At 36.8% G+C, this 23,466-nt stretch carries 21 protein-coding genes; 18 read left to right on the top strand and 3 right to left on the bottom strand.

What is annotated here, in order from left to right:
• Positions 1–306: 306 nt before the first annotated feature.
• The 8 genes from H9655_RS12725 to H9655_RS12690 all read left to right on the top strand — a co-directional run bounded on the left by H9655_RS12725 (position 307) and on the right by H9655_RS12690 (position 11,210).
• Positions 307–987: a FadR/GntR family transcriptional regulator gene (locus H9655_RS12725; RefSeq protein ID WP_191814507.1), complete on the top strand. Its 681-nt coding sequence runs from the start codon at positions 307–309 to the stop codon at positions 985–987.
• A 67-nt stretch (positions 988–1,054) separates the two neighbouring features.
• Entirely contained in the window at positions 1,055–2,374 is a 1,320-nt protein-coding gene (locus H9655_RS12720) for an FAD-binding oxidoreductase (protein WP_225230627.1), read from the top strand.
• A complete protein-coding gene (locus H9655_RS12715) occupies positions 2,375–3,715 on the top strand; it encodes a (Fe-S)-binding protein (RefSeq protein WP_191814503.1) in 1,341 nt (446 codons plus the stop codon).
• On the top strand, positions 3,712–5,169 hold the full coding sequence (locus tag H9655_RS12710; RefSeq protein ID WP_191814501.1) for an FAD-linked oxidase C-terminal domain-containing protein: 1,458 nt from the start codon (positions 3,712–3,714) through the stop codon (positions 5,167–5,169). The genes H9655_RS12715 and H9655_RS12710 overlap by 4 nt, the downstream gene beginning before the upstream one ends.
• Before the next feature lie 109 nt (positions 5,170–5,278).
• Positions 5,279–7,456 (top strand): malate synthase G, encoded by a 2,178-nt coding sequence (locus H9655_RS12705; RefSeq protein WP_191814499.1) that lies wholly within the window; start codon positions 5,279–5,281, stop codon positions 7,454–7,456.
• A gap of 125 nt (positions 7,457–7,581) precedes the next feature.
• Positions 7,582–8,358, top strand: coding sequence for a fumarylacetoacetate hydrolase family protein (locus tag H9655_RS12700; RefSeq protein WP_191814497.1), 777 nt, complete (start codon positions 7,582–7,584; stop codon positions 8,356–8,358).
• A 33-nt stretch (positions 8,359–8,391) separates the two neighbouring features.
• Positions 8,392–9,162, top strand: a complete 771-nt coding sequence (locus H9655_RS12695; protein ID WP_191814495.1) for an IclR family transcriptional regulator — start codon at positions 8,392–8,394, stop codon at positions 9,160–9,162.
• A gap of 272 nt (positions 9,163–9,434) precedes the next feature.
• On the top strand, positions 9,435–11,210 hold the full coding sequence (locus H9655_RS12690) for an L-lactate permease (protein WP_191814493.1): 1,776 nt from the start codon (positions 9,435–9,437) through the stop codon (positions 11,208–11,210).
• Between the two features lie 61 nt (positions 11,211–11,271).
• Here the strand turns inward: H9655_RS12690 and H9655_RS12685 are convergent, their stop codons facing one another.
• Entirely contained in the window at positions 11,272–11,544 is a 273-nt protein-coding gene (locus tag H9655_RS12685; protein WP_191814491.1) for a hypothetical protein, read from the bottom strand.
• Positions 11,545–11,705: 161 nt separating this feature from the next.
• Here H9655_RS12685 and H9655_RS12680 point away from each other — a divergent pair, with 161 nt between their 5' ends.
• Entirely contained in the window at positions 11,706–12,446 is a 741-nt protein-coding gene (locus tag H9655_RS12680) for a class I SAM-dependent methyltransferase (protein WP_191814489.1), read from the top strand.
• Here the strand turns inward: H9655_RS12680 and H9655_RS12675 are convergent.
• A complete protein-coding gene (locus H9655_RS12675) occupies positions 12,437–12,865 on the bottom strand; it encodes a MarR family winged helix-turn-helix transcriptional regulator (protein ID WP_191814487.1) in 429 nt (142 codons plus the stop codon). The two genes, H9655_RS12680 and H9655_RS12675, sit on opposite strands and share 10 nt — an antisense overlap.
• 211 nt (positions 12,866–13,076) lie before the next feature.
• Between H9655_RS12675 and H9655_RS12670 the strand changes: the two genes are divergently transcribed.
• The 5 genes from H9655_RS12670 to pssA all read left to right on the top strand — a co-directional run bounded on the left by H9655_RS12670 (position 13,077) and on the right by pssA (position 18,864).
• Positions 13,077–14,222 (top strand): acyl-CoA dehydrogenase family protein, encoded by a 1,146-nt coding sequence (locus tag H9655_RS12670; RefSeq protein ID WP_191814485.1) that lies wholly within the window; start codon positions 13,077–13,079, stop codon positions 14,220–14,222.
• 13 nt (positions 14,223–14,235) lie between these two features.
• The gene (locus H9655_RS12665; RefSeq protein ID WP_191814483.1) at positions 14,236–15,387 is read left to right on the top strand and encodes a thiolase family protein; all 1,152 of its coding nucleotides are present in this window, start codon (positions 14,236–14,238) and stop codon (positions 15,385–15,387) included.
• 20 nt (positions 15,388–15,407) lie between these two features.
• Positions 15,408–16,961: a fatty acid--CoA ligase gene (locus H9655_RS12660; RefSeq protein ID WP_191814481.1), complete on the top strand. Its 1,554-nt coding sequence runs from the start codon at positions 15,408–15,410 to the stop codon at positions 16,959–16,961.
• Between the two features lie 10 nt (positions 16,962–16,971).
• The gene (locus H9655_RS12655) at positions 16,972–18,021 is read left to right on the top strand and encodes a CaiB/BaiF CoA transferase family protein (RefSeq protein ID WP_225230616.1); all 1,050 of its coding nucleotides are present in this window, start codon (positions 16,972–16,974) and stop codon (positions 18,019–18,021) included.
• A 147-nt stretch (positions 18,022–18,168) separates the two neighbouring features.
• A complete protein-coding gene (gene pssA / locus H9655_RS12650; RefSeq protein ID WP_191814477.1) occupies positions 18,169–18,864 on the top strand; it encodes a CDP-diacylglycerol--serine O-phosphatidyltransferase in 696 nt (231 codons plus the stop codon).
• Between the two features lie 164 nt (positions 18,865–19,028).
• On the opposite strand, the gene H9655_RS12645 is transcribed toward pssA, so the two are convergent.
• Complete coding sequence (locus H9655_RS12645; protein ID WP_191814475.1) at positions 19,029–19,406, bottom strand: nucleotide excision repair endonuclease; 378 nt, start codon at positions 19,404–19,406, stop codon at positions 19,029–19,031.
• 323 nt (positions 19,407–19,729) lie between these two features.
• Here H9655_RS12645 and H9655_RS12640 point away from each other — a divergent pair, with 323 nt between their 5' ends.
• Genes H9655_RS12640 through pstB form a run of 4 tightly spaced genes read left to right on the top strand, consistent with a single transcriptional unit; the run spans position 19,730 to position 23,179 of the window.
• Entirely contained in the window at positions 19,730–20,569 is an 840-nt protein-coding gene (locus tag H9655_RS12640; protein WP_191814473.1) for a phosphate ABC transporter substrate-binding protein, read from the top strand.
• Positions 20,570–20,611: 42 nt separating this feature from the next.
• Positions 20,612–21,517, top strand: a complete 906-nt coding sequence (pstC, locus tag H9655_RS12635; RefSeq protein WP_225230615.1) for a phosphate ABC transporter permease subunit PstC — start codon at positions 20,612–20,614, stop codon at positions 21,515–21,517.
• Between the two features lies 1 nt (position 21,518).
• Positions 21,519–22,343 (top strand): phosphate ABC transporter permease PstA, encoded by an 825-nt coding sequence (gene pstA / locus H9655_RS12630; protein ID WP_191814471.1) that lies wholly within the window; start codon positions 21,519–21,521, stop codon positions 22,341–22,343.
• 17 nt (positions 22,344–22,360) lie between these two features.
• Positions 22,361–23,179, top strand: coding sequence for a phosphate ABC transporter ATP-binding protein PstB (gene pstB, locus H9655_RS12625; protein WP_191814469.1), 819 nt, complete (start codon positions 22,361–22,363; stop codon positions 23,177–23,179).
• The last annotated feature ends 287 nt before the right edge of the window (positions 23,180–23,466 follow it).

Here is a 23,466-nt window from a genome sequence, read left to right as displayed (position 1 = left end):
AGCCCTTTAGGGTCTGGTCAGTAACAAAGGCTTTCAGCCGCAGAACAAACCACCCGTTATCACGGGTGGTTTTGACTTTATACCCAGTTCTGTACCAATCTTAAACACGGATAATATACATCCTGCTAATTTTAGTTGAATTCTCTAAATGTAGGATTGTTCAAAGCAAAATTGTAGAATGGCTTAGTCACTTTCTTTAACTAAAAAATTATCAGTTTATTCTAAAAATAGTTGCAATTATTCTTATCAGGTGTTTTAATAAAATTAACTTATCTGATATGTGATATATAACAGGATGTGGTGATTTTGGCAATTGAAAAGATTGAGACGAAGAAAGTCTCACATATAATTGAAGAGAAGTTAGAGGAAATGATTCTCGAAGGTCAATATCGAATAGGTGAAAAACTTCCATCAGTCCGCATGCTTTGTGAGTCTTTTGGTGTCGGGCGTTCCGCGATTCGAGATGCAATTACTGCTTTGAAAGGGAAGGGACTAGTTGAGGTAAAGCAAGGAGAAGGTAGTTATGTGAAAGCGTTTGATGTTCATACATTGCTGGGAAGTAAGTATTGGAATTTGTATGAAAAGGATATACGAGAACTCTTTCAAGCACGTAAGATTGTCGAGGTAGGGTTAGCGGAATTAGCAGCCAATCACAGATCAGAAAAGGATGTAGAAGATTTACATTATATACTTACAACCAAAAAGGGGTGGGAATCAGATTTTTTGTTTCACCAAAAGCTTGCTTGTATTGGAGGCAACACAGTATTACTGCAATTTATAGACTTAATTTCAGCACCATTAAAGCAAACGCTAGTAAAGTTCCATCAATATATACAGAACAATAAAGAAAAAGTTTCAATCATTGAAGCCCAACATATGAGCATTTTCCAAGCAATTAAAGAACGAAAGAGCAAAAAAGCTTCAGAAGAAATGCTTATGCATTTGTCCACAGTGGAAGAAATGTTACAAGAAACATCTAGTATGTAGTTAAAATTTTTCGCTATTTAAGAAACGATGTTTTGTAATAGCGAACAAAAAGGAGGTAAGGAAATTGATGAATGATGTTCTTTCTATAGCGGAGTATTTAACAACTAATAAACTAGAGTATGAAATGACTGAACCTGATTTGTTTGGTAACAGCGGACAATACACCGTATATCCGACATCTGAAGAAGAGTTAAGTGCACTTTTCGCTTTTGTTCATATGCATCAATTCACAGTCAATATCCAAGGTACTGGATCTAAAAGGGGTTATGGGGGATTAATCGATCAAGCTGATTTACTTATTTCTATGGAAAAGTTTACGGGGATTGTTGAACATCATAGTGGAGATATGACTTTAACAGTGAAAGCAGGAACAAAACTTGAGGATGTGCAACGTTATTTAGAGGCTTTTAATCAAAAGCTAGCATTAGATCCCTTTATGCCCTACGTAAGTACAATTGGTGGTGTGATAGGAAGTAATGATAGTGGACCGAAGAGACTAAATTATGGTTCAGCAAGAGATGCAGTCATTGGATTAAGAGTAGTCTACCCAGATGGTAAGGTGATTCGAACGGGTGGTAAGGTAGTCAAAAATGTAGCTGGCTATGACATGAATAAGTTATTTATTTCTTCCATGGGGACACTTGGAGTAATAACTGAAGTGACTGTTAAATTGCGTCCGCTGGCAAAGAGTACAGCTACTTGCATCATATCTTTTCAAGGTGAAGATAGGAATAAGATTTATTCTTTTACTAGAAAATTATTAAATAATAGTATTGAACCAATTAGTTGTGAGTTACTTGATCCTGTTGTTTCATATGAAATTAGCGGCATAAATAAACTTTCCTTACTTGTAAGCTTTGAAGATGTCGAAAAATCAGTGGACTATCAAATCAAGTATATTCAAAGCTTAGTAGAAGAAGAAATGAAACTGACTGTTCTTAGAAATAACGAGGAAAAACAGTTATGGGATCGACTTTATCAACTGCCTTTTGATAAGGGGCCAGAACATGATAAAGATGAAAAACTCTTTGCTGTTGCTAAAATAGGGACAATTAATCTAAACGTCATAGATATTCTTCTAAAAGTAATGGAGATTAGAAAAAAAGACAACATTGATATATATACGCATGGAGGAGTAGGTCATGGCTTGATGCAGCTTTATATTAAAGGGAAAGAGAGAGAAATGATTGAAACGCTTACAAAAATAAGAAACATAACAAATGAAAATGGTGGTTATTGTATTGTTAAACATTTACCGTTAGCACAAAGATTAGTTTTTGATACATGGGGAGAGACGAAAGGTGCTCAGTATTTACTAGAAGGAATTAAAACGAAGGTCGATCCAAAAAAAATCTTAAACCGTAAGCGTTATGTAGGAGGGATATAGGTGGCGGTCTCACAACAAAAATTAAAGCAACCAGCTTGTAAAGACGGAGTGAGTAATTATTTATGGAGTGATGCGCCTGATGAAACGAAATGGGCAGACTGTGTGCATTGTGGCATGTGTTTAGAATCTTGTCCAACCTATGAGCAAACAGGTCAAGAACAGCATTCGCCAAGGGGGAGAGTTTATTTAATCAAGTCAGTGGCAGAAGGGAAATTAACGGTAAATGAAGAATTTATGGACCCTGTATTTGCTTGTTTAGATTGTCGAGCTTGTACAACAGCATGTCCGGCTGATGTAGATGTCGGTGGGTTAATTGAAGAAGCACGGGGACAGGTAAGGCAAGCGATCCCTCTAAAAGGCTGGAAAAAGTCTGTGAACAAGTTATTTTTACATGGAATATTTCCACATGAAAATCGTCTGCAAACATTAGGTGGACTGCTGAAGTTTTACCAAAAAAGCGGGATGCAAACATTGGTAAGAAAAACGAAGCTCATTCAAATCATGCCTAAACATTTAGTCGATATGGAAGCAGTCATGCCTAATATTCATTCATCAGTAAAGAAAAAACATCGTAATGGGTCAGTAATTAAAGCAAAAAAAGAAAGTAAACGTGAAGTGGCGATGTTAACGGGTTGTGTAATGGATGTTATGTTTAGTGATGTCAATGAATCTACTATAAACGTGTTAACACATAATGGTAATGATGTTCATATTCCGCAAAATCAAACCTGTTGTGGGGCATTACATGTTCATGCAGGTGATAGAGATATGGGAAGAAAACTAGCCAAACAAAATATTCTTGCCTTTGAGAACGATGAGACGGTTATTGTCAATGCAGCAGGATGTGGTTGTATGATGAAGGAATATGGTGAATTATTTAAGGATGAACCTGAGTGGCGAGAAAAAGCTGAAGCATTAGCAGATAAAGTGGAGGATATTTCGAAGTTTCTTTATGATACTGGTTATGAAAAGCCAACAGCTTCCTTGAATAAAAGAATTACTTATCACGATGCCTGCCATCTTGCTCATGGTCAAGGAGTTAGAGAGGAACCACGAGATTTGTTATTAAATATTCCGGGGGTAGAGATGGTCCATATGCCGAATGCGGATCGATGTTGTGGGAGTGCTGGTATTTATAATATTACTAATCCAGAAATGGCAGGAGCAGTATTAGAAAGTAAAATGGAAAATGTACCAGATGATGTCGAGATGATTTCGATGGGGAACCCTGGATGTATGTTGCAAATGGCGATTGGTGTGAAAAAACATGGCCGCAGTCAAAAGATTGTTCATACCGTTCAATTATTAGATTGGGCTTATCAAAAGGAGAGTAGAGGATGAAGAAAAAGAAATTAAAAACAAACGATCGCCATATTCATGGGCTCTCTCAATTGTTAAATGATAAACAAGCGATTCTTTATCATAAAGAAGATTTGATCAGTTATGATTGTGATGGATTTACGATTCATAAATCATTACCGAGAGCGGTTGTTTTTCCTCATTCAACGGAAGAAGTGGCACGTATCGTCAAGTATTGTCATGATCATGCCTTACCTTTTTTAGCTAGAGGTGCGGGCACAGGGTTGAGTGGTGGAGCAATTCCACTTAATAATGAGGTCATTATTAGCCTAGTTAAAATGAAAAGATTAATTGATATTGACCTTGATAATAGAAGAGCAGTTGTCGAGCCTGGTTATGTGAATTTGAAACTGACAAATCAAATTATTGAACGTGGTTATTACTATGCACCAGATCCATCAAGTCAATATTGCTGTACAATTGGTGGGAATGTGGCTGAGAATGCTGGAGGTGCCCATTGTTTAAAATACGGTGTGACAACAAACCACATCTTAGGGTTAGAATTGGTCCTACCCAATGGAGAAATTGTTGAAATTGGTGGAAACGGTGTTTTAGATGAACCTGGTTATGACCTGTTAGGCCTTATTACAGGTTCAGAGGGTACTTTAGGTATTGTAACAAAAATCATCGTCAGAATACTGAAAAACCCAGAAGGAAAACAAACCGTGTTAGCCTATTTTGATGATATTGAAGACGGCAGTCAAGCTGTATCGGATATCATTTCTGCAGGAATTGTTCCGGCAGCCCTTGAAATGATGGATAAGACAGCTATTGAAGGAGTGGAAGCAGCGTCATTCCCTGTTGGCCACCCGAAAGATATTGCAGCTGTTTTATTGATAGAGGTAGATGGGATTGCAGCGGGAATTGATGACCAAATTGAACAAATTTTATCGGTTTGTCGTAATCGTAATGTGAGAGAGGTAAGAGCAGCTAAGAATGAACAAGAACGGGCAGCTTGGTGGGCTAATAGAAAAACAGGATTTGGCGCAATGGGGGCTATATCACCTGATTATCTTGTTCAAGATGGCGTAATTCCTCGTAGTAAATTACCTGAAGTTCTTAGAAGAATCAATAAGATTAGTGAAGAATATGGTTTACGAATTGCAAACATATTTCATGCTGGGGATGGCAATTTACACCCGCTTGTTTTATTTGATGCGAGAATTCCTGGTGAAACAGAGAAAGCGCTGGCAGCTGGAAGTGCTTGTCTAAAGGTGTGTGCAGATGTTGGTGGGACAATTACAGGTGAACATGGAGTAGGTATTGAAAAGAGAGAAGAAATGCGCTTCGTTTTCACTGATGAGGAAATTGCAGCACAAACGGATATTCGCTCAGTGTTTAATACAGATAATCTTTTAAATGCTGGCAAGCTATTTCCGTCTCCAAGTAGATGTGCGGAAGTGAAAAAAGAAATGAAAGAGAAAATTATTGGCTAAACAATCGTAAGAATAATCTAAAAATCGTTGAAGCGATCATACAATCATGGTATATTTTTTTTAGAATAATAGAAACAGTGTTTTGTAATAACAAACAAGGAGGATTATTATGACGCAATATGTAGAAAAAGGCAGTCTTAAAATCGCTGAGGAATTATTTCATTTTATTGAAAAAGAGGCATTACCAGGGGCAGAAGTGAACTCAGAGCAATTTTGGCAAGGTTTCGAAAAATTAATTACCGATTTAACTCCGAAGAATAAACAGTTATTACAAAAAAGAGAAGACATACAAACAAAGATTAATGAATGGCATACAACAAGAAAATCATTTGATTCTAAACAGTATAAACAGTTTTTAGAAGAGATAGGCTATTTGCTCCCTGAAGCTGATGATTTCGAAATTACTACTCAAAATATTGACGATGAAATAGCCATTCAAGCAGGACCGCAATTAGTTGTTCCAATTAATAATGGGCGTTATGCAATTAATGCAGCCAATGCGAGATGGGGTAGTTTATATGATGCATTATATGGCACAGATGCAATTAGTACCGAAGATGGGGCAACGAGAGAAGGTGCATACAACCCTATTCGCGGAGAGAAAGTAATCGCTTTTAGTAGGAACTTTTTAGATGAAGTGATCCCGTTACAAAATGGCAGTCATAAAGATGCAATCGCTTATACAGTTGAAGATAGTGAACTAGTCATTACATTAAATAGTGGGAGAAAAGAATCTCTCCGTAATAAAGCATTATTTATCGGTTATTGTGGAACAAAAACAGAACCAACAGCCCTTCTTTTGAAAAACAATCAACTTCATTTTGAAATTCAGATTGATCGTCAACACCCAATTGGAAAAACCGATGACGCAGGAATTAAAGATATTTTATTAGAAGCTGCAGTTACTACGATTATGGATTGTGAAGATTCAGTTGCAGCAGTTGATGCTGAGGATAAAGTACTGGTATATCGTAATTGGTTAGGGTTAATGAAAGGAGATTTAACTTCTACATTTAAAAAAGGAGACCGAGCGATCACAAGGGCTATGAATGATGATCGTGAATATTTGGCACCTAATGGGGAGACCTTTTCGCTTAATGGACGCTCACTTATGTTTGTCAGAAATGTTGGCCACTTAATGACAAATGAAGCGATATTAACTGAGAATGGTGAGGAAATTCAAGAAGGAATTTTAGATAGTGTGATTACTTCACTAGCAGCAAAACATACATTGCTTGGAAATGGAAAATATCAAAATAGTAGAAAGAATGCTATCTATATCGTTAAACCAAAAATGCATGGTCCAGAAGAAGTGGCTTTTGCCAATGAGCTTTTTAATCGAACAGAAGATTTATTGGGACTTGATCGTTATACATTGAAGATAGGTGTAATGGATGAAGAAAGAAGAACTTCTTTAAATTTAAAATCTTGTATTAAAGAAGTAAAAGGAAGGGTTGTATTTATTAATACAGGATTCTTAGATCGTACCGGAGATGAAATGCATACCTCAATGGAAATGGGCGCAATGATTCGAAAAAATGATATGAAGTCAACAAAATGGTTGCAAGCATATGAAACGTCTAATGTGTTAACAGGGCTATCTACCGGTTTCAAAGGGAAGGCGCAAATAGGTAAAGGCATGTGGGCGATGCCTGATTTAATGGCAGCCATGCTCGAACAAAAGGTGGCACACCCTAAAGCTGGTGCAAATACAGCATGGGTTCCTTCACCAACTGCTGCTACGCTTCATGCTCTTCATTATCATCAAGTAGACGTAGCTGATGTACAGCAATCGTTAACAGTGAAAAAGGCTGATCTAAGAGACGAAATACTCGAAATACCAGTGGCACAGGATACAAATTGGACAGAAGAAGAAATCCAAGCAGAGTTGGATAATAATGCACAAGGGATATTAGGGTATGTCGTTAGATGGGTTGATCAAGGCATTGGTTGCTCGAAAGTTCCAGATATTAATAATATTGATTTAATGGAAGACCGAGCGACTTTAAGAATTTCGAGCCAACATATGGCGAATTGGTTGCATCATGGGATTGTTTCAAAGGACCAAGTAATGACTACTTTAAAAAGAATGGCGAAAGTAGTGGATGAACAAAATGCGGGTGATCCATTGTATTATCCGATGGCACCGAACTTTGAGGAGTCTGTTGCTTTTCAAGCTGCATGTGAACTAGTTTTTGAAGGAGTTAGACAACCAAGTGGCTATACTGAACCGATTTTACACCGTCGTAGAATTGAGGCAAAAGCGAAGTTCGCTGTAAAACAGTAAAAAATAATGAATAAAAGAGTGGTTCGTTTGCGACCGCTCTTTTCTAAATATCGTAAGAAGAGTAGGACTTAAACATGTAACATGTAATGATAAAAACTTAAATGTTTGTTGTAGGAGGATTTTAAATGAAATTTGTAAGGTTTACGATTAATAATCAATTATTACAAGGTATCATTGAAAATGAGAAAATCAAAGAAATCTCAGGTGATATATTCAGTGAGTGGGAAGAGACAGGCAACTATTATGATCAAAGTAATGTTAAACTTGTTTCTCCTATAGTTCCCAACCAAATTATCGGAATCGGTGCAAACTTTGTTAGTGATAAACTAGAGCTACCAGAGGAGCTTCCAGAAGTACCGGTGTTTTTCTTTAAACCGGTATCATCTGTAATCGGTCCGAGTGAAGAAATAATTATTCCTAAGGGGATTGATCAAGTTAAATTTGAATCAGAGTTGGCAGTAGTGATTGGTAAAGAAACAAAAGATGTCGCCGAAGAAGATGTGTTTGATCATATTTTTGGTTACACGATTGGTAATGATGTAACAGCCCCACAATTTTTCCATCAAGACGGCCATTGGACGGTCGGTAAAGCATTCGATACTTTTACTCCTCTTGGTCCTGTTATAGAAACAGAGCTTGAGCTAGAAGAAACTCGAATCAGAGCAAAGCTAAATGGTCAATTAAAGCAAGATAGTTCACCTGATTTAATGATTATTTCTATCCAAAAGATGATTGCGTTTCTATCGAAGGTAATGACTTTGAGGGCTGGAGATGTTATTCTTACTGGAAGTCCTGTAGGCGCCGAATTGATTGGTGAAGGTGATATAATTTCATGTGAGATTGAATCAATCGGTCAGTTAGCAAATACAGTCGTAAGAAGTAAAGCGGAAGTGAAGTCATAAATGATTTTTGTAGGTTTTGATTGAGGTGAGGGCATGGAAAGAGATAATATGGTGAAATCGGTAAGTAGAGCGCTTGATATTATTGATATGATTAGTTTAAGAAAACATGGCATGGGTGTGACTGAAATTGCAAACGAAATGGATATCAATAAAAGCTCCGTACACCGCATATTATCAACTCTTGTGAAGTATGGTTATATCGAGCAAGTAAAAGATTCAGGCAAATATAAAGTAGGGTACAAAATATTAAATATTAGTACTAGATTGCTTGATTCAATAGATATCCGCTCAGAAGCGAAGCCTTATTTGCAGGATTTGGAACAAAAGACGAATGAGGTCATTCATTTAGTTGTACCAGATAATAACGAGGTTGTTTATATCGAAAAACTAGATGGTAATGAAGCATTGAGAATGCATTCCTCAGTTGGTAAGCGTGCGCCTATGCATTGTACATCTGTTGGTAAAGCGATCTTAGCACATCAACCAGTACAAGTAGTCAAAGAGATTATACAGAGAAAAGGGTTGAATCCTCATACAGAGCACACAATTACAGATGAGATGGCATTGTTAGAAAATTTAAAGATGATCAAGACAAAAGGTTTTGCCCTTGACTTAGAGGAAAATGAAAATGGCATTGTATGTATTGCTGTCCCAATCTTCGACTATCAAAACAATGTATGTGCTGCAATCAGTGTATCAGGACCATTAATAAGAATGTCACAAGAACGTTTGCAAAAACTCGCTCCCCTTATGGTTGAAATTGGAAAGAAAGTATCCATACGCTTAGGGTATCTAGGTGAATAGTAATCTTTCAAATGATAAAAGCGCTCCCTGATTTTTAAAAAGGGAGCGTTTTTATATTTTTTAAAGCCTGACTATTGATCGTTTCTACCTTATTTGTGATTTATCATTTTGTTTCTGAAAAACGCTTCTAATAAATAGAAAATATCAATTTATAATTTTCGGAATATTGTTGTAATTGTATAATAAATAAGTATAATTAATATATATAACATTTGTTATATAACAAAATGATTTAGTTGTATAACAACGAAAAAGGTTAAGGGGGAGAGTGTGTGAGTACAGGTGTTTTAGCAGTTATTTCTTTATTACCGATTATTGCTGTTGCCATTTTTCTTGTTGGACTTAAATGGCCGGCCAGTAAAGCGATGCCGATTTCCTTTCTAATTGCTGCCGCATTAGCATTATTTGTATGGAAGGTTCCATTCAATACTGTAGCTGCAGCAAGTGTAAATGGTTTAGTTGTTGCCATTACACTGTTATATATTATTTTTGGTGCAATATTATTATTAAATACTGTACAGGAAAGTGGAGCCATGAGAACCATTCGCCAAGGCTTCATAGATATCTCACCAGACCGAAGAATTCAAGTAATCATTATTGCTTGGCTCTTTGGCTCATTTATTGAAGGGGCATCAGGCTTTGGTACTCCTGCTGCGGTAGCAGTTCCATTAATGGTAGGTTTAGGATTTCCTGCAATGGCAGCTGTTGTGGCGGGCATGGTCATTCAAAGTACACCTGTTACTTTTGGAGCTGTTGGTACACCTGTATTAGTAGGGGTACAAACAGGTTTATCTGCTAACCAAAGTATAACTGATAATCTCTTGAATATTGTAACAACTATTGGGGGTCATGCCGCTATCTTGCATATGATTGCTGGTACCTTCATTCCACTATTTGTTGTTGCTTTAATGACTCGCTTTTTTGGTAAAAATAAATCCTTTGCAGAAGGAATAAAAGTATGGAAGTTCGCTCTGTTTGCGGCCTTTGCAATGACTATTCCATATGTTCTTGTTGCAAATACACTTGGACCAGAATTCCCATCTATGACAGGGGGACTAGTTGGTTTACTAATAGTCGTACTTGCAGCTAGAAAAGGTTTTCTCCTTCCGAAAGACGAGACTTGGGACTTTGAAGAGAAGTCAAAATGGGATCCTGAATGGACAGGTAGAATTGAAGTACAACTAAATAATAACGGGAAAACAATGGGCTTATTTAAAGCTTGGTCCCCTTATATACTAGTGGGAATCTTTTTAGTTTTAACGAGGTTGAAAACGCTTCCTTTAAAAGAATGGCTACAATCCGTAGTGATTAAGGCAGAAAATATTTTTGGGTCTACAATTACAGCAAGTTTTGAAATTCTTTATTCACCAGGTACAGTATTTATACTAGTTTCCCTCATTACATTCTTTATTCATGGAATGAATACACATTCATATAAAAAAGCATGGAGTACGTCAGCGAAGACCACAGTTGCGGCATCCGTTGCACTTATTTTCACTGTTCCAATGGTGCAAGTATTCATCAATACTGGTGGAGGAGCTGCCGGTTATGAACAAATGCCAATCGAACTAGCAAATGGGGCCGCGGCATTAGCTGGTGAATTTTGGCCATTTTTTGCTACCTTTATTGGTGGAATTGGTGCATTTATCGCTGGTAGTAATACGGTTAGTAATATGATGTTCTCTCTTTTTCAGTATGATGTCGGTAGCCAAATTGGGGTGAACCCGAGCTGGATTGTCGCTTTACAGGCAGTCGGTGGAGCAGCGGGTAATATGATTTGTGTCCATAATGTTGTTGCTGCTTCTGCGGTAGTAGGACTCGTCGGTAAAGAGGGGGAAATTATTCGTAAAACACTTTTGCCATTTGTTTATTACTCATTATTTGCAGGGGCAATAGGGTACTCTATTGTATGGTATTCAAGTAAAGGTTTATTTAACCTTGGTACACTTATTGCTGTTCTTATCATTTTAGCTGCATTTTATATTATTGCCACAAACAATAAACGGCTTAATACGTTACATCAATATAATCAAACCATTTCAAAGTAAGTTTTGGATAACAAAGAAAGTAACCGCACAATATATTAGCGGTTACTTTTTTGTGTTACAATTACCAGAAAAATAAAGGAAGAAAAACTAAGGCAGCAATGGCACCTAAAGCAATTCCCGCGCCAAATCCCCAGCCCCAACCGCCGCCACCGCAACCACCTCTGCGGCATCTGCCAGCATAACCGTAACCACCATAATTTCGGTTCATTGGACGTAAATACACTCTATCGTTAGAAACTCTTTCAATAACCCCACGATGAATTCTACCATCATTCATTTTGATTTCTACAGGTTTTCCTATTCCGTTATAACAGCGTTGATAATAACCACTCATTAAAATAACACCTCCGGGAAATAAAAATGCTTTCTCTCCTTATGGTATGTCCACCTTTCTTTTTTGAATAGGTGCATGTCTCATATGAAGAGCGGAGTTTTTATCCAGTGTCATCGAATAGAATTTTAGAATAATATAGATTATATACAAGGAGGGGAACAATGAAAAATTCTTATGAAGATGCTTTAGCCTATTTTCAAGTCCCATTCGCTCACCCTGGAGGGAAACAACTTACGAGCGAGTTATTTATTAATGAGGATATAACGTCAGAAACAACTATTCTTGATGCGGGCTGTGGAACAGGAAGCACATCTTATCTATTAAGTGATTTATATCATGCGAAAATAGAAGCAATAGACAAACATTCAGAAATGGTACAGGCAGCAACTAGAAGGGCGAGAAAGTTAGCAAAGCCCTTTCGTGTTTCATTAGGTAATGTGGAGAAGTTATCATTTTCTGATCAACAATTTGATTTTATTCTATCTGAATCAGTTACCGCTTTTACTAACGTAGAAAATACGTTAAAGGAATTTACACGTGTATTAAAAGACAAAGGAAAACTCTATTTAATAGAGATGACGAAAGAAGCATCATTGACTAGTGAAATGGAAGATGAAATGAAGGGGTTTTATCAATTAGAAAAAGTGTTGAGTGAAAAAGATTGGACTTCTGCCTTAGACAGAGCCGGCTTTAAGAAGGTGGAAGTGTTAAAAGCAAGTACTATTGCAGAGATGATAGCAGAAGGAGTGAAGATGGGAGATGATAGTTCCCATCAACATATCAAATTATTAAATGAAGATTTATCACAAGTGCTAATTGATCATTACCAACTAAACCTGCAATTAAGTAACCATCTGGGCTACCGAGTGATACGCGCAATGAAAAACGATGCTCACAGTTGATCGAGGGTGAAATTTAATTTTTGATAAATTACTATTAATTGTTTTATTTCCTCATTAGTGAGCTGTGCAAATGTATTTCTTTGCAGTTGATGCCCGTCTTCAGCTGCTTTTTTTAATACTTCTAAGCCTTCATCAGTTATCTCTAAATATGAAATTCTTTTATCATTTAAATCAGGAATTCGAATAATATAATTCCGTTTAGATAATTTCTGAATAAGATGCGAAATAGAAGATGGTGCGATACCGAGGCTTTCTGCCAAATCGATAGGTTTTATTTTTCCATCACGCTTTAAATGGCTAAGCAAAAGAATATGAGATATCCCTAATCCTTCATTAAAAGATTGATTCCATTTAATAATCATGCGGTTGGTTACTTGTTCCATCGCATGAATGAGTTCGAAAACAGTTTGATCATTCATTTTGTGCCAGGCCCTTCCCTATGTTCATACAGTAATCATATCAAAAAAATATAATCATGCAACACGTTTAGCGAGAACGGATCATCACTGATGAGATCAAGTTCACGTAATCCATTTCATAATTACAGAATAGGTGTAAGAAATTTGTATTAAAAATATTCGAAAAAATAAGAAAAATATAATAAAATATAGAAAAGGAGGAAAGGCAGATATGAATGATACATATATAACAGAGGAGCATGAACTTTTTAGAAAATCTTTCCGTAAGTTTTTAGATAAAGAAGCTTATCCCTATTATTCACAATGGGAAAAAGACGGTATGATTCCTAGAGCTTTCTGGAGGAAAATGGGTGAGCAAGGCTATTTATGCCCAAATATTGACGAGGATTATGGTGGAAGTGGGGGTGATTTTGGCTATTCTGTCGTTATAAATGAAGAATTAGAAAGAGTTGGATCCGGAACGATTGGTATCGGCCTTCATAATGATATTGTCATACCTTATATCACAACATATGGAACAGAAGAACAAAAGAAGCGATGGTTACCAAAATGTGCAACAGGGGAAATCATTACGGCGATTGCCATGACTGAACCTGGTGCGGGTTCTGATTTGGCATCGATTAGGACGTCAGCTAAAAAAGTTGATGATCATTATATTCTGAATGGTGAAAAAACCTTCATCACAAATGGGATTAGTGCAGATTTGGTCATTGTGGCAGTAAAAACAGATACGAAGGTGAATCCTCCACATAGAGGCATCAGCTTAGTTGTAGTAGAGAAAGGAATGAAAGGGTTTACAAGGGGGCGACAATTAAACAAGGTTGGCTTACATAGCCAAGATACAGCAGAGCTTATTTTTGATGATTGTGTCGTACCTAGTAAAAATCTACTCGGTGAGGAAGGTAGAGGATTTTACTATTTAATGGATAAACTTCAACAAGAACGGTTAATTGTTGCCATTGCTGCCCAGATTGCTGCAGAAGAAATGATTAGAATGACAATGGCTTTCATCAAAGAAAGGAAGGCGTTTGGCAAGGCGATTAGCTCCTTTCAAAATACGCAGTTTAAAATGGCTGAGATGGTAACAGACGTAGAGATGAGCCGTGCCTTTCTTCAAATGTTAATTCAGGACCATATCAATCAGAAGGATATTGTCACTCAAGTTTCAATGGCGAAATGGAAATGCACAGAGAATGCAAGAAGAATTGCGACAGAATGCATGCAACTTCACGGCGGATACGGCTATATGGAAGAGTATGAAATAGCGAGAAGGTATAGAGACATACCTGTTGCCAGCATCTACGCAGGTACCAATGAAATGATGAAATCGATTATTGCTAAAAACTTAGGATTATAAAGGAGGATTTCTTTTGCGGGAAGTAGTTATTATTGATGGGATAAGAAGTGCAGTCGGAAAAAGGAACGGTTCTTTAAGAAATACACGTCCTGATGACTTAGCTGGAGCAGTTATTAAAGGTTTAGTAGAAAGGACAGGGATAGATCCAGCACTAGTAGATGATGTTATTTTAGGATGTGTATCGCAAATAGGTGAACAAACTGGAGACATTGCTCGTGTGGCGGCTCTTATTGCTGGATTACCAATCACGGTTCCAGGAACAACGATTGACAGACAATGTGGATCGAGTCAGCAAGCGGTTCATTTTGCTGCCCAAGCGATTTTGTCAGGTGATATGGATATTGTCATAGCAGGTGGCGTTGAAAGTATGTCGAGAATCCCAATTGGTTCAAGCTATCAAGGTGTAAAACCGAGTGAGCAATTGACAAAGCATTATGAGATTATCCATCAAGGGTTATCGGCAGAAAGAATAGCAGAGAAATATCAGTTCACTCGTGCTCAACTAGATGAATTTTCATATCACAGTCATGAAAAGGCACTACTTGCACAAGCAGAAAATCGCTTTAAGAATGAAATTATGCCAATGAAGTTACTTGACGATGATGGGGAAACATTTATTTTTAATCAAGATGAAGGTCCGAGGAAAGGAACAAGTATAGAGAAATTAGGTGGATTGAAACCTTCTTTTAAAGAGAATGGTATCATACACGCTGGAAATGCGAGTCAAATAAGTGACGGAGCAGGTGCTTTATTAATTATGTCAGCTGAGAAAGCGCATGAGTTAGGTTTAAAACCAAGATTCAAAATCATTACCCGTATTGTCATTGGCTCTGACCCTACCTTGATGTTAACAGGACCGATAGCTGCTACTGAAAAAGTATTGCAGAAGTCTGGATTAACTTTAGCGGATATGGATGTTTTTGAAGTGAATGAAGCCTTTGCCTCTGTGCCATTAGCGTGGTTGAAAGAAACAGGAGCAAATGCGAATAAACTGAATCCAAATGGAGGTGCTATCGCCTTAGGACACCCACTGGGTGCAAGTGGAGCTCGCTTATTATTAACGATGATGAGTGAATTAGACCGCACAGAAGGTAGGTATGGATTACAAACAATGTGTGAAGGTATGGGGATGGCAAACGCAACCATTATAGAAAAAATCTTTTAATAAAAAAGGAGGAATAATAGATGACAATGACGATTGCAGAAATCTTTGATTTAACGGTAAGTAAGTTTCCAGAGAAGGAAGCATTATATGATGTCAGAAAAGATTTAAGGTTTACTTATCGGGAGTGGGCAGAAGAAGTCAATGGTTTAGCACAAGCATTACATGTAGCAGGAGTAAAAAAAGGAGACCGAGTTTCTACCTATTTATATAATACAGAAGAATTAGCAACGACGTTTTTTGCCTGTGCAAAAATAGGTGCAGTATTTAATCCTATTAATTTCCGTCTGATGTCAGAAGAATTGTCATTTATTATTTCTGATGCTGAACCAAAAGTGTTTATTTTTGAAGAAGCCCTACAGACAGCTGTTGAAAAAGTGGCCAATAGTTTCCCCACCGTTCAATTTTGGTCCATTGATGGCATTCATCCTCCTTTTGCCAAAAGTTATCATGAGCAAATCAAAGCTGTTAACAGAGAGAAGGTAGAAGTGCAACTATCATCAGATGATCTATATGCGATTATGTATACGAGCGGGACAACAGGGAGGCCAAAAGGTGTGCTACATCGCCATAAAGATATGACAGAACAAAGTCTGATTGTCATTCATGCATTAAATTATCATCAGAATGATAATGGGTTAGTTGCTGCTCCTATGTTTCATTGTGCAGAGTTACATTGCGCTTTTTTACCAAGAGTTCATATTGGGGCGAAGAGTACCATTCTCCACCAGTTTGATGCTAAAAAAGCATTGGCACTGATTGAGTCTGAAAAAATTACCGCATTCTTTGCAGCACCAACGATGTGGAATATGTTGCTTCAAGAAGATTTACAGGCTTATAACCTCTCAACATTAGAAAAAGGTTTATATGGTGCAGCCCCGATGGCACCAAGTCTCGTATTTGCCTGTAGGGAAAAGTTGGGTGTTAAATTAACTCAAGCCTATGGGATGACGGAAATGGGCCCGGCAATTACGTTTTTAAGTGATGAAGACCAGATTCGAAAAGCAGGCTCCGCAGGGCAAGCTTGCTTAAACCATGAGATAAGAATTGTTGAACCTAATGAAGAGGGTCGCTCATACGATGATCAAGTCGTTCCAACTGGGACAGTAGGTGAGATTATTGTGAGAGGGCCAAGTATGATGCAAGGCTATTATAAAAGAGAGGAAGCAACTAAAAAGGCACTTCATAACGGCTGGTATCACTCAGGAGATATGGGTTATCTCGATGAAGAAGGATTTCTTTATGTGAAAGACCGTGTTGATGATATGGTGATTTCAGGGGGAGAGAATATTTATCCACGTGAGGTAGAAGATGTTCTCCATGCACATCCTTCCGTGTTAGATGTAGCTGTATTAGGTATACCAGATGAGCATTGGGGCGAAGTTGTCATTGCTTACGTTGTCAAAAAAGAGGGTAATATTACTGCTGAGGTGTTAGATGTATTTTGTAAGCAGAGTGAAAGCCTTGCGAATTATAAAAGACCAAGAAGATATGAATTTGTAGAAAGTCTACCGAGGAATGCCAGTGGAAAAATCCAAAAATTTGTATTAAGAAATCAGGAACAATTACAAAAATAATCGCCAGTAAATGAAAGGATACCAAATGTTAACGGATGTGAAAATAATTGATTTTACAAACTATTTACCAGGCCCTTTTGCCACGCTTAGATTAGCAGAACTAGGCGCAGAAGTAATTAAAATAGAAGGACCGAATGGTGATCCTGCGCGACACTTAGAGCCAATTGTCCAAGGCCAAGGAGTCCTATTTACGGGTAATAATCGTGGGAAGCACAGTCATTTCCTCAACTTAAAAGACACAAGAGATTTAAATAAGGTAAAGGAATTAATACTAGAAGCAGACGTAATCATTGAAAGTTTTCGACCAGGTGTAATGAAGCGTTTAACATTAGATTACGACACGGTCCGAAAATATCATCCTACAATTGTCTATTGTTCATTAGTTGGATATGGTGAAAATACTTTTTATTCTACCTTTGGAAGTCATGATCTGAATTATATGGCCATCAGTGGGATGTTAGCACAGTGGAAGGATGATAAGGGACGTCCCATTCATCCTTCTCAACAAATAGCTGATTTAGTCGGTGGAATTGTGGCAAGCGAAAGGATTTTAGCGGGTCTTGTTCAAAGAGGGATATATGGAATAGGTAGCTATCATCAAGTAAGTATGGCAGATACAATGACGGCTTTAATGGGTAATCATCATCTCATTCATCAAGCCACTGAAATGAAAAAAGGTGTAGAGGTTTTAGCAGGAACCATTGTTAACTATTGTTTATATGAAACAAGTGATAATCGCTATATGGCATTAGGCGCATTGGAGAAGAAGTTCTGGCAGGCTTTTTGCTTAGCTGTTGATCATCCTGAATGGACATCATGTCATATGAGGGAGGTAAGTGATCCAATTTATAAACAAGTTTGTACAGTTTTTAAGGAGCGGTCATTTACAGATTGGATGGATTTTAGCGAGCAAGTCGATTGTTGCTTAACACCTGTATTAGAAATCGATGAAGTACCAAAAAGTAATTATCATCAACAAAGAGGAAATTTCATTTTTCATGATAACTGGTCACGTATTCAACAATATTCTGACTTGAGAAATTCTCAAAAAAAGAAATAGAGTCAAAAGAACTTAATAATCATCAAACATATATAGTAACAACTTAGAATAAAGTGTTATAATAGATAAACCTTAAAAAGTGATTTGTGTTTAAGTATAGGTTTATGTTTGCAACGTAGATCACAAAAAAGTGAGTGATGATTGTAAGTGAAATTAATAAAGATGATACCTAATATGCTTACTTTAGGCAATTTATATTGTGGATTTTTGTCTATTGGATTTGCTGCTCATGGCCAATATAATAATGCTGCAATATTGATTATTATCGGTATGATGCTTGATAGTATGGATGGTCGTGCAGCGAGAATGTTAAAAGCAGATAGTACGCTAGGCAAAGAATTAGATTCATTAGCGGATGTTGTAACTTTTGGGGTAGCACCGTCATTTCTTGTATATTATACATACTTTTACCAATTTGGTTCGATTGGATTATTAGTGTCTGGGTTATTCCCGCTATTCGGTGCATATCGCTTAGCACGATTCAATGTTGGTACTAGTAAGCAGTCCACAAACTATTTTATCGGTGTTCCGATTACGGCCGCTGGGGGAATTTTAGCTATTCTTACATTGTTTGGCCATTTAGTACCCAGTATTATTACGACAGTTGTATTTACGGCGCTTTGCTTTTTAATGGTCAGTCGTATTCGCATTCCGAGTTTTAAAGATATCCCATTACCAAAGTACGGGACAATTGTTACAATCTTTTTAGGCTGTATGCTTTTTGTACTTTATAAAGGAACATATGGTTCTTATCCTTATTTAATCTATATTGCCACTCCATTATACATTGCCTATTTAGCATACCGCTTTAAAAAGAACCAAAATAATAAGACATCCGATTAGTAAGATTTTTACTGTTCGGATGTCTTTTTTTGTGAGAATATATAAAGTTTAGCTTGCCTAACTTTAGTTACTAAAGCAGGAACTTCTCCCGTATAAGTCGAGAAATCATTTATTAAAAAAGGATGAAGGATTATTCTCCTCCATCCCATAGCTAAAATAAAATTTTAGTTTGAAAAGAAAACTTTTTCAGTATTATATTTTGCTTTTAACTTATTGATAATATACGTTTCGTATATTTCACGCTCAACGGGATCATCAACATATATACATGCAATCTTGGATACTTGTTCACGGTGGTTTTTAATGGGTGATACTTGGTCGTCGAAATGTTTTTTTACACGTTGTCTAAGTTTACGTGCCTTCCCAACAAAAAGAAGGTTCTCTTTTTTGTCAAAAAATAAAATCATTCCACCTTTATCTCTTGGGATCTTTGTAAAATCCGTAAAACCATATAAGTGGCTGATAGCCGTTGTTCCTTGTTCTCCGCCAGGCTTCTTTTTTGTGATAACTAAGTCTGGATGAGGAATTTCAATATTAATCATCAATAATCACTTCCTATTCTAGCAATCATCGTACCATACCCTACATGAAAAAGCCTATACTTCCCTGTATTTTTTCTTTAAATGTTTTTTTCATTCATTTTTGTAGACAATATAAAAGGTATTCTTCAATAGAGAAATATGAAAATTTAGAAAATTATCAAAAATAACAGGTTGATTTTTACAATTTCTCCATATATTTATGCGTACATTGATAAAATTTACAAAGGCTTTACAAAAGGTTAATAGAGAATTAAATATGATTCGTTATATTGGGATTAACACAAACAAAAAAGATAAAAGCTATCTAAAGTGGAGGTTTATCTATGCTAAAACTTCGAAAATGGAAGAGTATTTTGTTACTTATGTCACTCACCTTAATTTTGACTGCATGCAATGGTGGTGAAGAAGATGAAGGACAAGCAAGTTCAGGTAACGGAAGTACGATTTCCATTTCCGGTTCTACGTCAGTTGGTCCGCTAGCAGAAAAGTTAGCTGCTAAATATATGGAAAGTGCAAATGTAAATATTGAAATCAATCAAATTGGTTCTTCAGCAGGGATTACAAATGCAATAAATGGTGTTTCCGATATCGGCATGTCTTCTCGAAGCTTAGAGTCAGGAGAAGAGGAAGAAGTATCACCTACAATTATTGCCTTTGACGGAATTGTAGTGGTTACACATGCAAACAATAAAGTAAAAGATTTAACAATGGATGAAGTGAAAAAAATCTTTACAGGTGAAATAACAAACTGGAAAGAAGTAGGCGGTAAAGATATGGAGATTGTTGTCGTCTCACGTGAAGATGGATCAGGTTCAAGAGATGCTTTTCAAGAAATTGTTGACTACTCTTCTGGTGAATTAGTGCGGAACTCAATTATCGCTAGTGGGAACGGAAATATAAAAACGACGGTTGCAACAAATGAGCATGCGATTGGATTTATTTCTTTTGAATATATAGATGAAACCATTTCAACCGTTCATATTAATGGTGTAGAGCCAACTGCTAAAAATGTGATTGAAGGGAAATATCCATTATCTCGTCCTTTCCTTTTTGTGCATAAAGATTTGTCAGAGGAAAGCCAAGCATTTATTGACTTCATTTTAAGTGAAGCTGGACAGGAGATAGCTGCAGAAGCAGGTGCAATACCAATTACAGAAGAATAACGTTTATCAAACAATTAGCAAGTGACTTTGGAGGTATGTGTTTTGCCAAATCCATCAGAAGTAAAACAAAAAAATAAATCAAATCGTTTAAAATATATTATGGAGTTCATCTCAGAGAAATTGTTTTTAATCTGTGCGTTAATCTCTGTGCTTAGTTTATTTCTAATTATTGGTTTCGTCTTCTTTAAAGGATCGAACCCTTTCATTGCAGATGGATACAGTTTTATTGATTTCATCTTTGGATCTGATTGGATACCGAGTGAAGATAAGTATGGAATCTTTCCAATGATTGTTGCTTCTATTTATGCAACGATTGGAGCGCTTGTTATTGGAGTACCTATTGGGTTATTAACTGCGATCTTCTTATCGGAAATTGCTCCGAAACCTATTGCAAAGATTATTTCACCGGCTGTTCAATTATTAGCGGGTATTCCATCTGTATTATACGGTGTATTCGGCTTAGCTATTATTGTACCTTTCTTACAAAATAATCTTGGCTTAGTAAAAGGGCAAAGTTTAATTGCGGTGATTCTAGTTTTAGCGATTATGATGTTACCTACGATTGTAACCGTTGCTGAAACAGCAATCAGAGCAGTACCGAAAACGTATAGAGAAGGTTCCTTAGCATTAGGTGCCTCGCCAATCGGAACCATTTTTAAAGTCGTTGTTCCAGCAGCAAAATCAGGTATTATGGCAGCGATCGTATTAGGGCTAGGACGAGCAATTGGAGAGACGATGGCAGTCATTCTTGTTGCTGGTAATAGTTTGATTATACCAACAAGTATAACTGATAGTGTAAGACCACTAACAACGAATATTGCCCTTGAAATGGGTTACGCGTATGGTACACATCAAGAAATGCTATTTGCGACTGGGATTGTATTATTCTCATTCATTCTTATATTGAATTTCGTATTAGCGAAAATAAGTTCGAAAGGTGGGAAGTAAGGTGAGAAAGTTTAAAGATAATTTATTATTGGGCTTATTGTGGTTTGGAGCTTTCTTAACTGTAGCTATCCTCCTTATTATTGTTGGTTATATTTTTTATAAAGGTATCGGGTTAATTAATCTTGAGTTTATCTTCGGTGACTATTCACCTGTTGGCGGCGGTGGCATTTGGCCAATGATTATTACTACCATTTATACAATTGTAATATCGCTAGTGATTGCCACGCCAATCGGGATTTTAGCAGCAGTCTATTTACAAGAGTATGCGAAACAAGGTAGACTCGTTCGAATGATCCGGTTTGCAACAGAGAGTTTAACGGGTATTCCATCTATTATATACGGATTATTCGGTGCTGTTTTCTTTGTTACCACATTGGCGATGGGGATGTCTATTATATCAGCATCCTTAACTTTAACAATTATTGTTTTACCAGTGATCATCCGTACAACTGAAGAAGCATTAAAAACAGTACCAGCTAGTTACCGAGAAGGGTCACTTGCATTAGGTTCAACAAAGTTACAAACACTATATAAAGTCATTTTACCTAGCGCTATGCCAGGAATCTTATCGGGGATTATCCTCTCTATGGGACGAATTATCGGTGAATCAGCAGCGATCTTTTTAACAGCAGGTACAGTAGCAGCAATGCCTGAAGGGATTTTCTCATCAGCGAGAACATTAACGGTTCATTCGTATCTTGTTACTCAAGAATCTGGTGATATTGAATTAGCAGCAGCGATTGGTATTGTGTTAATTGTAATGATTCTTGCTCTAAACTTTGCTGCAACATTTATCTCTAAAAAGCTTAATAAAGCTGACTATTAAAAAGGAGTGTTCTATTCATGAATACAACACTAGAACGTAAAGAAGTAAAAGAGACTGCAAATGTTGAGAACCAAAATGATCAGCGTTCAGTGAAAATTAGCGTAAGAGACTTAGATTTATTTTACGGTGATAACCAAGCGCTTTATCAAGTATCATTAGATATTCGTGAAAAAGAGGTAACAGCATTAATTGGTCCTTCTGGATGTGGAAAATCGACTTTTTTAAGAACATTGAATCGTATGAATGATTTAATTGATAGTGTGAGAATTAATGGAGATATCCATATTAATGGCAACAATATATATCAATCAAAAGATGTTATTGAACTTAGAACAAAAGTCGGTATGGTTTTCCAGAAGCCTAATCTATTCCCAATGAGCATCTATGATAATGTAGCATATGGGCCAAGAATGCAAGGGATTAAAAATAAAAAAGAATTGAATCAAATTGTTGAAGAAAGTTTACGTGGAGCAGCGATTTGGGACGAAGTAAAAGATCGTTTAAAAACTTCGGCTCTTGGTTTATCAGGTGGTCAACAACAACGTGTTTGTATTGCGAGAGCAATTGCGATGAAACCAGACGTTATCTTAATGGATGAACCAACATCCGCACTTGACCCGATTTCAACACTGAAAGTAGAAGAGCTTATCGCTCATTTGAAGAAAGATTATACGATCGTCATCGTTACACATAATATGCAACAAGCTGCTCGTGTATCCGATAAGACAGCTTTCTTCTTAAACGGAGAAGTCATTGAATTTGAACAAACCGATCAAATCTTCTCCATGCCAAAAGATAGCCGTACAGAAGATTATGTGACTGGCAGATTTGGTTAATAAAAAAAGATAGGTGCCGAACAAATTTCCCTTTGTAAATAAGAGGGATTTGTTCGGCTTTTTATTGTTTGCGAACAATGATTGAAAGGTGTAAAGCATAAGAGGGGAACTAGTTTTAATTATTCATCGTCTATATTGGAAGCTGACTCACTATTTGTGCTGTTCATTTGTCTCACGTTAGTCATTACTTTACTGTTTGTTATGTATAGAAGAGACAAAGCCGAAAAATGCCTCAACCCATATAAGTTAACGCTAGCGTCCTATGACTCAGCTGCTTCACTTAGTTG

Source organism: Cytobacillus stercorigallinarum (assembly GCF_014836495.1).
Classification (GTDB): Bacteria; Bacillota; Bacilli; order Bacillales; family Cytobacillaceae; genus Cytobacillus; species Cytobacillus stercorigallinarum.
This window is presented reverse-complemented; position numbering and strand designations above follow the sequence as displayed.